Origin of the sequence: Sphaerimonospora mesophila (assembly GCF_001417795.1) — a bacterium.
In the GTDB taxonomy this organism is placed as follows: Bacteria; Actinomycetota; Actinomycetes; order Streptosporangiales; family Streptosporangiaceae; genus Sphaerimonospora; species Sphaerimonospora mesophila.
In genome coordinates this window covers 364709-377608 of sequence record NZ_BCBX01000033.1, presented here as the reverse complement: position 1 = coordinate 377608, position 12900 = coordinate 364709, and the positions used below count along the sequence as shown (strand labels likewise).

Here is a 12900-nt window from a genome sequence, read left to right as displayed (position 1 = left end):
TACTCCACCGCGAACGAGCAGCAGGTGGACAGCGGATACTTCAGCCGCTGCCACGAGCCGCCCGAAGAGCGGTACTCGATCCAGTAATAGACGTTCGCCGAAGCACTCGCCGTCCACCGCAACGTGACCTTGCCATCGCCCGCGCTCGCCGTCAGCCCGGAAGGCGCGGCAGGAAGCGGGGGCATCGGCTTCGCCGACGCGACGTTGGACGGAGCGGAGTCACCGGACACGTTGGTGGCGCGCACCCGGAAGTCGTACGACTTCCCGTTCGTCAGATACTCCACCGCGAACGAGCAGCACGTCGACACCGGAGACGGCATCCGCTGCCACGAACCACCCGAAGGCCGGTACTCGATCCAGTAATAGACGTTCGCCGAAGCACTCGCCGTCCACCGCAACGTGACCTTGCCATCGCCCGCGCTCGCCGTCAGCCCGGAAGGCGCGGCCGGGAGTCCCCCCTTGGCCGTGACCCTGATCGTGCCGGACGCGGGCCCCTCGCCGCCCTGGTTGGACGCGGCGATCTTGAACTCGTAGACGTGGTTGTGCTTGAGGTAGGCCATGGACACCGACGTCTTGTCCGTGGGGTAGGCGCCCTTGACGAACGACTGCCCGTCGGTGACGTCTCGGTAGTAGACCCAGTAGTAGAGGTCGGGGGCGGGGGCGTCCCAGTCGAGGTCGATGCTGCCGTCGCCGGCGGCCCGCCCCACCAGGTTGCGCGGCGCCGGCGGCGGTGCGTAGACGCTCGTCGCGGCGGCGACCTCGCTGGCGGGCCCGTCGCCCGCCGAGTTCGTTCCTGCGATCTTGTACTCGTACCGATGGTTGTGGACGAGGTACTTCGCGACGAACGACGTGCCCTCGGAGATGGGCAGCGGCAGCTTCTGCCACGCCTCGCCCGCTGTGGCGTCCCGCTGGTAGACCCAGAACCAGACGTCCGGCCCCGGCGAGGTCCACGAGACCGTGATCGTGCCGTCGGCGTTGGCCGTCGCGGTCACCCCGGTGACCTTCCCCGGGAGCGGCACCTGCGGCGTCACCCGGACGAGGTTGCTCGCCGCGCTCTCACCACCCTGCGACGTCGAGGTGACCTTGAACTCGTACTGGTGCCCGTTGGTGAGGTACTGGGCGGTCAGCGTGGTGCCTTCGCTGATCGGCAGCGGCAGCCTGGTGAACTCGGTCTCACCCGCCGTGACGTCACGCTGGTAAACCCAGAACCAGACGTCCGGCCCCGGCGAGGTCCAGCTCAAGGTGGCCTGTCCGTCACCGGCCACGGCCGTAAGGCCCGTCGGCGGGTCGGGAAGCGGGTAGTCGGCCGTGGCACGCGCGGGGCTCGAACGCGCCGACTCGCCGCCGCGGCTGGTGGAGCTGACCGCGAACTCGTACTCGTGCGCGTGGGTGAGGTACTGGGCGGTCAGCGTGGTGCCTTCGCTGATCGGCAGCGGCAGCCTGGTGAACTCGGTCTCACCCGCCGTGACGTCACGCTGATACACCCAGAACCAGACGTCCGGCCCCGGCGAGGTCCAGCTCAACGTGATCGTGCCGTCGGCGTTGGCCGTCGCGGTCAACCCGGTCGGCACCCCGGGCAGCGGGTAGTGGACCGTCGCCCGCGCCTTGACCGAGGGGTCGGAGATCCCGCCGCCGTGCTCGGCGGTCACGTAGAGCTCGTACTCGTGATCCTGCTCCAGCCAGTTGAGCTCGACGGTCGTGCCGCTGACGGTCGCCCCCGGCACGAACTCGGTATCGCCGGCGGTGACGTCACGCCGGAACACGTGGTAGCTCCAGGCCTGCGGGACCGGGTTCCAGGCGAGCCCGAGCCGCCCGTCGGTCAGGGCGGTCGCGGTGAAGCCGGTCGGCGCGGCGGGACGTTGGAGATTCGGGGTGAGGCCGACCTCGGCGGTGGGCGCGCCCTCCCCCGCGGCGTTGGCGGCGGTGACCCGGAACTCGTAGGTGTGGCCGGTGCGCAGCCCTCCGATGTCGCCGGTGGTCAGGGTCGTGCTCGCGGGTATCCGCGCGAAGTGCGTCTGCCCGGCGGTGACGTCGCGCTGGTAGATCCAGTAGTGGTCGGCGGTGGTCGGCTGCCAGCTCAGGTGCACGACGCCCTCGTCGTCGACCGATCCGGTGAATCCGGCGGGAGTGGCCGGCAGCGTCGCCGGGTCGGGCACCGGCCGGGGCCAGTCGACCTCCACGAACCGCGGCCGGTAGAGGCCGGCGTCGGCGAAGTTGTACTCGTCCTCCAGCGCGTTGACGTTGTAGCTGACCAGCAGCTTGCCGGGACGGGCCAGGTGCTGGTGCAGCCGCGCGTCGTAGGTGATGATCGGATCCCCGGGCTTCGCCTCCGGCGCCCTGTACAGCGTGACCGGTCCGCTGAAGGGGCCCGTCGGGGCGGCCGATGTGTAGGCGACGATCTCCGGGTTGAAGACCAGGTTCCCCTCGGTGGTGACCAGGACGTACCGATCGCCCAGCTTCTCCACCGAGTAGGCGGTGTTGACCCCGCTCATCAGGCGACTCGACTCGGACATCGAGCTCGACCAGCCGGAACCGGTCCAGAACTGCCACGCCGCGGTCAGATCGCCTCTGGGCGCCCTGGCCACGTGGGCGAACCGTAACGTCTCGGTGAACTCGGTGCCGTAGATGTAGGTGTAGTCGCCGTCTTCCATGATCGACGAGCCCCACGCGATCTGATCACCGAGCGGCAGTGCGTCCAGCGAGGTCAGCGTGAGGGACGGCAGCGCGAACGTGCCCAGCGCGTTGCCGGCGAACTCCAGGTCGAGGCTGTCGGAGCCGGTGCGGCGATAGTGGTTGTAGAGCACCCGCAGCGTCTGGCCCTCGACCACCCCGTCGGCCACCCAGTATCCGGCGTTGGCCGGGTCGCCGTCGGATTCGCCGCCGACCAGGGAGGCCGGCGCCGCCTCCGTGCCGCCGACCCTGGTCTCCACCAACTGGGCGCCGTCCTGGACGACCAGCGAGTTGTGCACCATGGTGTTGGTCTTCGGCCGTGAGCCGTCGGCGTTGATCGGGCCGATGTAGGTGTCCGAGAACAGCCAGGCCACCCGCCCGTCCGGCAGGGGGACCGACGCGGTGCTGTCGCCGCCGTTCCACCGCCCGCTCGTGTCGCCGTACTGGTTGAACAGCGTGCCGAGGACCTCCGCCGACATCCCCGTCTCCGCCGTCGCGACGGACGTGGCGGTCCCAACGGTCTCGACGGTCCGGGCGGCTACGGCGGATCGGGCGATCGCGGCGGTCTCGGCGGTGGCCGCGGGCGCACCGATCGTCGGCGCCAGAACCGCGACGAGTGTCGAAAGCAGGACGGTGGAGAGCACGCGTCGGGCGCGTCCTCCGATGGGTTCGGCCAGTCGAGTGCGTAAACGGGTTCGCCTTGGCACCATGAATCCCCAAAAAAGTCGGTCACGGGGGGACGTGACCATCACGGAGAATGCGCTCAACTCAAGCGGTCGACGTCAAGTTACTGATCTTGTCGAAGTGATCTAAAGATATCCATCGGCGGGGTGGGACACAAGAACCGATTTGGAGGATTTGTTGGCACGTGCACCGATAGCGGTCCGCGACATCATGGGCGGGACGACGGCCGCCCCTTCCCGCCCCGGGGACGTCGGCGAGGCGGAGCGGCCGACGACGCACTTGGATCACCACCTAAACGGGCAAATCGCACTATTCGCCACAAACCGCCAGTGTTTCCGGACTTTTCTGCTTATTGCCCCATTGGTCACTAAGCTACGGTCTCGTCATGGCGGGGGCCCGGGCGATGAGGAGACCGTATGCACGGCCAGACGGATGCCTGGCGCGTCCCCGGCTACACGGAGATTCGCGAGTTGGGCAGGGGCGGCGCCGGCAGAGTCGTGCTCGCGCGGCACGACGCCGACGACATCCTGGTGGCCATCAAATACCTGTCCGACGAGCTCATGTCGGACCTGCATTTCGTCGCCAGGTTCCGGCACGAGGCGAACCTGCTCGCGTCGATGGAGCCCAGCCCGCACGCCGCGAAGTTCTATGAGTACGTGGAGGTCCCCCGGGGCGCCGCCATCGTCATGGAGCTGATCAACGGCGTCTCGCTGCGCGCGATGCTGCGCTCGGAGGGTCCGACCGGTCCGGAGGCCGCGCTCGCCGTGCTCAAGGGGTCGCTGCTCGGCCTCGCCGTGGCGCACGGCGCCGGCGTCGTACATCGCGACTACAAGCCCGAGAACGTGATGGTCGAGGCCGACGGCACGAGCAAGCTCGTCGACTTCGGCGTCGCCGCGCACATCGGGCAGGGCGCCGCCGCCTCCGGCACGCCGCCGTACATGGCGCCGGAGCAGTGGTCGGGTGGTGTGACCAGCCCGGCCACCGATGTGTACGCCGCGACGGTCGTCTTCTTCGAGTGTCTGACCGGCAGCCGGCCCTTCCGGGCGCAGAGCATGGCGGCGCTGGCCCGCCAGCACCAGGTCACCCCTCCCCCGGTGGAGGAGGTGCCCCCCTCGCTGCGCGGGCTGGTGGAGCGCGGCATGGCCAAGCGAGCCGCGGACCGGCCGCAGTCGGCGCTGGAGTTCCTCCAGGAGTTGGAGGTCATCGCCGCCGATGTGTACGGCCCCGCATGGGAGGAGCGGGGCAGGCGCAGGCTCGCCGCGCTGGCCGGCCTGCTGGTCCATTTCTTCCCCCTCGCCGAGGAGGAGCCCGAGGTCGGCACCTCCGTCGCCGAGACGCATCTCGGCCGGGGCCTGCTCGGCAAGATGAGCGTGAAGATCGGACTGACCGTCGTGGTCATGGCCGCGATCACGGGCGGCACCGCGGCCGTGGTCGGCTCCCTGGCCGGGACCACACTCCAGGCCGGTGAGACGATCGTGTCGCCGACCTCCTCGCCCGCCGACCCGCTGACGCTCACCCCGGCGACGGACGAGCCGGCCGACGAGGACGAAGACGATCTCGCCGACGACGAGGCCACCCAGACGCCCTCGGCCGCCGATCCGGAGCCGACCGCGTCAAACGGCCCGAAGGTACGGCCCAGGCCGACGGCGACCGGCGGCCCCGCGCGGCAGCCCACGTCCCGGCCCACCACCGGTCCCACGTCCAGGCCCACGCCAAGGGCGACGCCCAGCACCACGCCCAGGGCCAAGCCGACGCCGAAGCCGAGCCCGCGGCCCAGTCCGAAGCCGACGACCAGGCGGCCGTCGCCGTCCCCGGCCACGCCCGAGCCCACCGCCACGATCACCCTGCCGCGGGATCCGCAGCGCACGACGTCGCCGCCGTCGTCCAGGCCGGCGCCCACCCAGACCACCTCGTCCCCGGAGCCGACCGGTGATGGCGCCCCGCCGCCCCGGCTGACCAGCACCCCGGTGGCTCCGGACGCGAGCGCCGTTCCGATGGGCGTGTTCGCTCTCGGTCTGATGACGACCGGCCTCGTTCCGGCCACACTGGCGGTGAAGCGAGCGGCAGGAAAGCGTCGCCGGCGGGACTCGAGGTGACCGATGAACGAGGGCGCGACGATCGCGGGGCACCGCCTGACCGGTCGCACCCGGGCCGGTGAACTCGGCGTCTGGCACGACGCCGTCTCTCCGGCGGGAGTCCCATCGGGCGTGCTGCGGTTCGACCCGAACCTGCTCGGCGGGGCTCAGGCGCGGGAACGGCTCATCGCCGCGGTGCGGGCGGATCTTCTGCTGCTGGACCGGGGCGACCCGGCGTCACTCCTGCCCGTCGCCGACCTGGTGACGGCGCGGGGCGAGGTCTGGTTGATCACCGCGCGCCGGGCCACGCCGACCCTCGCCGAGCTTCTCGACGACCCGGCGGGGTCCGGCACGGCGGGGATCGACCCGGCCGGGGCGGTCGCGATCCTCGTGGAGACCGCGCGCACACTGCGCACCCTCCACGCGGCGGGGCTCACCCACGGCGCGCTGCACCCCGGCACCGTGGTCGTCGGAGACGACGGATCGGTGCTCCTGGCCGAACGGGGACTGCTCGCGGCGCTCCGGCACACGTCCCCCGAAACGGACACCACGTCGGGCACAGCCTCGGACATGACAGGGGACACGGCCGCCTGGGCGGCGCTCGCACGGAGCCTGGCCCGGCGCTTCGCGCAGGATTCCGTACGGGGAACGGCGGCCGGGCCCGCGTACGGCGAGGCGGCCGCGCTCCTCGACCGGGCCGCCGCCGTGTCCCTGGCCCGGGGGCTGGACGCCGCCGGTGAAGTCCTGCTCGTCTGGCGCGACGTGCTCGCCTCCGGCACCACCCGGCTGGCCGGGGCCGTCCGGCAGTGGTCCTCGGGAGGCGTCCCGATGGCCCCCGCCCCCGCCATGAGGCCCGGCGCCGACGAGGCCGTCACACTGCTCGACCTGTCGGGCCAGGGTCTGCCCGGTCCCCCCGTCGCCCCGGCCGGCCGTACGGCGCAGCGGGACGGCGACGTGATGATGCGCTTCGGTCCTGGAGTGCCGACCGAGACGACCGCCGAGCAGATCTGGCGCGCCGGGCAGGCCCCCACGGCCCACACTCGGGCGATCGTGGACACCACCCCCGGCCGGCGCGGGCGGCGGACGACGACATGGGCAGGCACCCTGCTGCTCGCGATGCTCATCGCCGCCGTGGTCCTGGGGCTGCGCATGTGCGCGCCCGGTCCGGATCTCGCCGTGCTGAAGGTGGACGTCAAGCTGCCGAAGAAGACCGTGAGCTGCGACGGCAGAGCCGACTTCGTCGGGGTCGTCACGACCAACGGCGGCGGCGGGACGATCCGCTACGAGTGGCGGCGCAGCGACGGAGAGAAGATCGAGCAGGAGCAGAAGGTGAGCTCCGGAACCACGTCCCTGGACCTCCCGCTGCACTGGACGGTGAAGGGGTCGGGCTCCTTCCGCGGCACCGCGACGCTGCGCGTCCTGTCCCCCACCTCGACGGGGAAACCCCTACAGGACAAAGCTAGTTTTTCCTACAAATGCTGACTTCACTAGTGTGGCCCGCATGACGACGACCCCCGCCGGCTGGTACCCCGACCCGTACGGCTCCCCCGACCTCCGTTGGTGGGACGGCACGCAGTGGACCGACGCCACGCATGCCAGGACGCAGCAACCCGGCGGGCCAGGTCAACCGGCCCGATCGGGTGAACCCGCCCAGTCCGCCCACGGGGAGGCCGGCCACGCGGCCCAGCCGGGATATCCCGAGCGACCCGGCGATCCCCTCCCGGCGGCGCAGGCGCCGTACGCCGGGGTGCCCCCGCAGTCGGAACAGGCCGCGCTGCCGGAGCAGCCCACGCCACAGGAACGGCCCACGCCACAGGAACGGCCCGCGCCACAGGAACGGCCCGCGCCGCAGGAACGGCCCGGCCAGGACTGGCAGCAGCCGGATCAAAGCGCGCCACCCCCCTTCCATCAGCAGGCGCCGCTCGGGCCGCAGCCCCCCGGGCAGCAGACCCGTGAACTTCCACAGTGGGGCAATTTAGGACAGACCGCCCAGCTTCCGATGCCGGACTTCGGTCCCGGGCCGCAGCGGTCCTCACCGTGGCCGTGGATCGCGGGCGGCGTCGCACTGGTCCTCGCGCTCGCGCTCGTCATCGGTGGCGTGGTGTTCCTCGTCAACGACCGCGCCGAGTCGACGGCCTCCGGGCCGCGGCCCGAGGCCACGCCCCAGCTGGACGAGACCGTTCCCCCGTCGGCCGAGCCGACGTCGGCGCCGCCGCTCCCCGAGCTGCCCCAGCCGTCCGGTGGACGGATCAGCGATCCCGACACGGGGCTCTCCTACGCCTATCCCGGCGAGTCATGGATCGTGCCCAAGGCGGCCGAGACCAACGAGCCACGAGACCCCAACCGCCCGCTGTGGACGAGCGCCTGCCTGGCCATGTCGCAGCAGGACTACGACGGCCAGGGCAGTGACTGGATGGCCTCCATCTACACCGGCCGCCTCCCCCAGATCTTCCCCTACGGCGGCCGGGCGAACCTGGAGGGTCTCGCCGGGGCCCTCCTGTCGGTCTACGAACCGGTTTTCTACCCGCTGCCGCACGCGCGGAAGATCGTGCGCAACGAGGCGGCGAAGGTGGGCGACCGTCAGGCCTGGGTGCTCGAGTTCGAGCTGGACTTCTCCCAGGTCTCCGCGGCCAACTCGTTGAGCTGGAAGGCCGAGAAGGCGGCGTTCGTCCTGGTCGATCAGGGCGACGGGCAGCGACCGGCCCTGCTTTACCTATCCATTCCCGACAATCTGGACCAGTCGGTCTACAAGCGGGTGCTGGACTCGCTCGAAGCCAGGTGAACGCCCGACTACTCTTGAGCCATGACTGACCCACTGGTCTGGATCGACTGTGAGATGACCGGGCTCGACCTCGGCCGTGACGCGCTCATCGAGGTGGCCTGTGTCGTCACCGACGGCGAGCTGAACCAGTTGGACGGGGGCGTCGACGTCGTCATCAAGCCCCCGGCCGAGACGCTTGAGCAGATGTCCGAGGTGGTGCGGGAGATGCACACCGCCTCGGGCCTGCTGCGTGCGCTGGCGGCCGGGGTGACGCTCGCGGAGGCCGAGTCCCTGGTGCTCGACTACATCCGCTCCCACGTGGCCGAGCCCAAGAAGGCGCCGCTGTGCGGCAACTCGATCGCGACCGACCGTGCGTTCCTCGCGCGCGACATGCCGCTGGTGGACGCATTCCTGCACTACCGGATGATCGACGTCTCCTCGGTCAAGGAGCTCGCCCGGCGCTGGTACCCCAGGGTCTACTTCGCCGCGCCGGAGAAGCAGGGGGGGCATCGGGCCCTGGCCGACATCGTGGAGAGCATCCGGGAGCTGCGTTACTACCGCGCGGCCGTCTTCGTGCCCCAGCCGGGACCCGACTCCGCCACGGCCAGGGAGGTCGCGGAGTCCGTCTCCACCCCCTGACCGGCCGGGGCTCCCGGCCGCCGGACGACCGGTGGACACGCGGACTCCAAAATGCCGCTACACTTCTTTCGTACGCCTCAGGGCGGACATGGTGGGTGTAGCTCAGCTGGCAGAGCGCCAGGTTGTGGTCCTGGATGTCGTGGGTTCAAGTCCCATCACTCACCCGGTGCGGCGATGGCCGGTCCCAACGGGATCGGCCATCGCCTTTTCTGCCCTCCGGACCGGGATCGGGACGCGACGGCGTCTGCTGAACCTCGGGGTTCGGAGCGGCGTCGGGCGGACCAAGGTCCACTCAGGAGAGCTGGACCGGCAGCCGCACAGATATGGATCTGGCTGCTGGCCCGGCATCCCTTCAGATGCCGCCGGTGACGTCGAGCAGCGCACCGCTGACATAGCTGGACTCCGCTGAGAGCAGCCAAGTGACAGCCGTCGCGATCTCGTTCGGCTCGGCCACTCGTCCTATCGGAACGGCCTCGGCTATCCGGCGCGGTCTGCCGGGATCACCCGCTTTTGCGTGGATCGTCGTGTTCGTGGTGCCGGCGCGCACGGCATTGACGTGGATGCCGGCAGGTCCGAGCTCCTTTGCAAGACCGATGGTGAGAGCGTCGACAGCCGCCTTCGTCGCTGCGTAGACGACGTACTCGTTGGGTGAGCCGGTGCGCGCGGCGATCGAGGAAACGTTGATGATGTCTCGTCGCTCATGACTCGTTCGCTCGCTCCAACGCCGCACTGCCTCACGACACAGCCTCGCGGTGGCGATCAGATTGACGTCGACGACACGGCGCAACTGCTCATCGGACAGGGCGCCGAGCGGCCCCAGCGGTCCGGTCACGCCGGCGTTGTTGACCAGGCCGACTATGGTTCCGCTGGAGGCCGCGATATCGAACAAGTACTCCGGTGCATTGGGGTCGGTGATATCAAGACGAACGCCTCGCACGGAAGCCTCCACCCCGCACGCTCGCTCGACCTCAGCGGCCTCGTGATCGGAGGCTGAGTGCGTGAACACCACACCGCGACCCTTCCGAGCGAGGTCCTCCACGATTTGTCTTCCGATTCCTCGGCTTCCTCCGGTCACGATGATCACCGGACGGGGTCGGTTTGTCGTCATGCGAATGGTCTCCTCGTTGCTAGGTTCGCCGCGCGATCCAAATGGCCGTCAGACTGAGACAAGCCAGCAGTCCGGCGGCCGCGCGATATGAGTCGAGTAGAAGCGCCGCGTATGCGCCGACGGCAGGTCCGATGGCCATGGCACCGGCGACTGGGACATTGAACCGTCCTTGGATGGTGGCGAACGAGTCCGTGCCCCAACGGTCGGTCAGAGCGGTTGCCGCCGACAGTGTGTGAGCACCGCGGACAGCGCCGGCAAGAACCGCGACCGCCGCCACAAGGACGAGTGGCGAGCTAAGGACTGCGAGTAGTCCGATGACCGTCGCGCTGGCCGTGACCTGGACAACGGTTCGGCTTCGTGGCGTGCCCCTCCTTCCCAACGGCAGGAAGAGAAGCCGACCGAGGATTTGCCCTGCGCCGATCAGCCCGAAGACGAGTGCCGCAGCGCCGTAGTCGAAGCCCAGTTCTGTAAGCAGAGGGACCATGTTCAAGGTCACGGCGTAGAGGCCCAACGCAACCAGGGCAAGGGCTAGACGGGTGTCGCGAAAGACGCGGCTTCGGACGATCTGATTCACGAACATCGTGTGATCTCGTCCCTGCCGAGTGGGCGATTGCCACGGCAGTCGCAACAGCAAGACTGTCGCGCTCGAGACAACCGCGAAGTAGCCGCAGGCCAGGAGAACCAACGTGATCTGCCAGCCCAGCCCCTTGGCCAACGCCGCGATCACCGGAGCGAACACCGTCGAAGAGATGCCTCCGGCCAGCGTGATGATGGTCAGTGGCCGGTTGCTCGTCGTGCCGAACCACCGCGCGGCCGCGGCGAAGGCAGGCTGGTAGAGAGTGCATGCCTGCGCGACACCGATGACCAGCCAGGCCGCAGTGAACAGGACTATCGATGACGTGGCGCCCGACAAGGCGAGCGCCGCGGCGCCAAGGGCTGAACCGCCTGCCATGACCGGGCGCGGCCCGTGCTTGTCGACCATGCGCCCGGCCCACGATCCCGATGCCGCGGCAGTGAGAAGAGTGGCGGTGTAGATAGCTGGGACAGCCGGCGGCGACCAGGACGTACTCGTGGTTATCGTCGTCCCGATCACGGGAAGCGTGTAGTAGAGGACGCCCCAGCTGCCGAACTCGACGACGCACAGGCCTGCGAGTGCGGTCGGGCCATGGGGCCGGCCTGGGTCACCGCGTTCGCACATCAGTCACGGTGCGGGCACGCAAGGCCTTCGAACACTCCATGAGCGTCCGAAGCCACTTGTGCCCCAAGCTCGGCCAGGGGGCGCGCAGCGTTCTGGTATCCGGTTCCGAACCACCAGCGGCGTTCCCGCTTTGGCCAGGTTCAACGCCATCGGCTGACCCATGACGCCCAGGCCGATGAACCCAATCGCGTTCTCGTTCACCACGCCTCCCCAGGGGCTCCGTGCCCGGCGGCCATGTCCGGCTGCCACTCAGTTGTAGAGACGGCGACGGCGAGGAGTCTTGAACGATTGTGTTGCCGCTACACCATCGTGGGCGGCCCGACCGGTTCGCCCAGACCGGCTCTCGAGCTTCCGGAGAGCTGTTGCCAGCACTCGGCCAGGATGTGAATGCCTCTGGCGAGATCTTCGACTGGGGCGCTGAATGGCAGCCTGACAAAGCGCTCGTGGGAACCATCGATGGTGAACTTGGGGCCTGCCGACAAGGAGATTCCTCGTGATTGACCTAGCAGTGCGAGCGCGGAGCTGGCTGGTCGGTCCATCCCGACCCACAGTGACAGCCCGCCTTGCACATTGGGGACTTCCCACGACGGTAGGTGTTGTTCGAGTTGGCGACGCAGCACGTCCCGATGAACCCGAAGCTGTGCCGAACGGCGCGGTAGGAGCTCAGGCAGCGCCCGCACTATGCGCTCCCCCAGCATCTGCTCAAGTTGCGGCGTACCAAGATCACCCGCTGGCCGGGCCTGCACCAATCGCTGGACCATACTTCGGTCCGCTCGCAGCCAGCCGAGCCTCAGGCCACCCCAGACCGACTTGCTCAGTGAGCCGATCGTAATCACGCCTGAGCCGGAGAAGGAGGTGGCCACACCGCGTGCGTGACGCGCGAACGGGCCGTCGTCCCATGGTCGGTCGATCGATAGATCGGCGGTCGTCTCGTCGATCAGGAGGAGTGTGCCACTACGCCGCGCCGCCTTGGCGACTCGGGCACGATCCTCGGGGGCCATCGAGGCACCGGTGGGGTTGTGGAAATCAGGAATGAGGTAGGCCAGCGCTGGTCGCAAGTGATCGAGCAATGAGACGAGGTGGTCGACGTCCCATCCGTCGGGCGTGACCGGCGTCACGTCCAGTCGCGCGCCGGCCCGGCGCAGCGCCTCGTACGCATGGGGATAGGTGGGTGACTCGATCACCACGTGATCGGCGCGCCGGACCAGCGCGTGCGCCGCGAGAGCGATGGCATGCTGCCCACCCATGGTGACGACGATCTGTTCCGGTGAGGTCGCCAGACCACGTTCCGTGTACCGGTCGGCGATCGCCTCTCGCAAACCGGTGTTTCCTAGTAGATCGAATCCCGGACCGCTCAAAGCCTTGGTGATCGTTGACGACATCGTGGCCAGGAGCTCTTCGAGACCCTCGATCGGAGGCGGGACGGCTCGCGCGAAGTCGACCCCTTGGTCGGGCGAGGATGTGTGACCGGTGATGTGAGGCAGTGTCGCGCGACTTCCTGAGCCGTGCGTGCTGACCAAGTGTCCGGAGTCTCGAAGCGCCTGGTAGGCAGCGACGATCGTGGCGCGGCTGCGGCCAAGCACGGCGGCGAGTTCGCGCTCCGCGGGTAGTCGAGTCTCCACGGTGATCCGGCCATCAGTGATCAGCAGACGAATCCGAGCGGCCAGGGCTGCGTACGTCGGCGAGGAGCCCTCCCACTCGCCGAGGAGAGTCAGCAGGGTTCGGGCCGATAGACGGCCACCACGGGCAACGGACACCAGTCCAC

The 12900-nt window shown here is 69.3% G+C and carries 9 protein-coding genes and 1 tRNA gene; 5 read left to right on the top strand and 5 right to left on the bottom strand.

Annotated features, from left to right (window positions below; all coding sequences use genetic code 11):
• Positions 1-3314 (bottom strand): DUF5005 domain-containing protein (locus AP234_RS34250; protein WP_063842863.1); only part of this gene is annotated, 3314 nt, incomplete at its 3' end.
• 456 nt (positions 3315-3770) lie between these two features.
• Between AP234_RS34250 and AP234_RS11705 the strand changes: the two genes are divergently transcribed.
• The 5 genes from AP234_RS11705 to AP234_RS11685 all read left to right on the top strand — a co-directional run bounded on the left by AP234_RS11705 (position 3771) and on the right by AP234_RS11685 (position 8993).
• Positions 3771-5450, top strand: a complete 1680-nt coding sequence (locus AP234_RS11705) for a serine/threonine-protein kinase (RefSeq protein ID WP_055479602.1) — start codon at positions 3771-3773, stop codon at positions 5448-5450.
• A gap of 3 nt (positions 5451-5453) precedes the next feature.
• Positions 5454-6911 (top strand): hypothetical protein, encoded by a 1458-nt coding sequence (locus tag AP234_RS11700; RefSeq protein ID WP_055479601.1) that lies wholly within the window; start codon positions 5454-5456, stop codon positions 6909-6911.
• Between the two features lie 19 nt (positions 6912-6930).
• Positions 6931-8211: a DUF2510 domain-containing protein gene (locus AP234_RS37915; protein ID WP_200926446.1), complete on the top strand. Its 1281-nt coding sequence runs from the start codon at positions 6931-6933 to the stop codon at positions 8209-8211.
• Between the two features lie 21 nt (positions 8212-8232).
• On the top strand, positions 8233-8829 hold the full coding sequence (gene orn / locus AP234_RS11690) for an oligoribonuclease (RefSeq protein WP_055479599.1): 597 nt from the start codon (positions 8233-8235) through the stop codon (positions 8827-8829).
• A 91-nt stretch (positions 8830-8920) separates the two neighbouring features.
• Positions 8921-8993, top strand: a tRNA-His gene (locus AP234_RS11685).
• 188 nt (positions 8994-9181) lie between these two features.
• Here AP234_RS11685 and AP234_RS11680 read toward each other — a convergent pair.
• The 4 genes from AP234_RS11680 to AP234_RS11670 form a co-directional block, all read right to left on the bottom strand.
• Entirely contained in the window at positions 9182-9937 is a 756-nt protein-coding gene (locus tag AP234_RS11680) for an SDR family oxidoreductase (protein WP_055479598.1), read from the bottom strand.
• A 19-nt stretch (positions 9938-9956) separates the two neighbouring features.
• The gene (locus AP234_RS11675) at positions 9957-11135 is read right to left on the bottom strand and encodes an MFS transporter (RefSeq protein ID WP_055479597.1); all 1179 of its coding nucleotides are present in this window, start codon (positions 11133-11135) and stop codon (positions 9957-9959) included.
• 3 nt (positions 11136-11138) lie between these two features.
• Positions 11139-11285 carry a hypothetical protein gene (locus AP234_RS39490; RefSeq protein ID WP_431998474.1) on the bottom strand — a complete coding sequence of 49 codons (147 nt, stop codon included), beginning with the start codon at positions 11283-11285 and terminating at the stop codon, positions 11139-11141.
• A gap of 149 nt (positions 11286-11434) precedes the next feature.
• Positions 11435-12892 carry a PLP-dependent aminotransferase family protein gene (locus AP234_RS11670; protein WP_055479596.1) on the bottom strand — a complete coding sequence of 486 codons (1458 nt, stop codon included), beginning with the start codon at positions 12890-12892 and terminating at the stop codon, positions 11435-11437.
• Between the last annotated feature and the right edge of the window lie 8 nt (positions 12893-12900).

Excerpts from the sequence above, each read along its gene's own strand:
- AP234_RS11705 (WP_055479602.1), top strand. The coding sequence starts at position 3,771 with ATGCACGGCCAGACGGATGCCTGGCGCGTCCCCGGCTACACGGAGATT.
- AP234_RS11700 (WP_055479601.1), top strand. The coding sequence starts at position 5,454 with ATGAACGAGGGCGCGACGATCGCGGGGCACCGCCTGACCGGTCGCACC.
- AP234_RS37915 (WP_200926446.1), top strand. The coding sequence starts at position 6,931 with ATGACGACGACCCCCGCCGGCTGGTACCCCGACCCGTACGGCTCCCCC.
- orn (WP_055479599.1), top strand. The coding sequence starts at position 8,233 with ATGACTGACCCACTGGTCTGGATCGACTGTGAGATGACCGGGCTCGAC.
- AP234_RS11680 (WP_055479598.1), bottom strand. The coding sequence starts at position 9,937 with ATGACGACAAACCGACCCCGTCCGGTGATCATCGTGACCGGAGGAAGC.
- AP234_RS11675 (WP_055479597.1), bottom strand. The coding sequence starts at position 11,135 with ATGTGCGAACGCGGTGACCCAGGCCGGCCCCATGGCCCGACCGCACTC.
- AP234_RS39490 (WP_431998474.1), bottom strand. The coding sequence starts at position 11,285 with ATGGCGTTGAACCTGGCCAAAGCGGGAACGCCGCTGGTGGTTCGGAAC.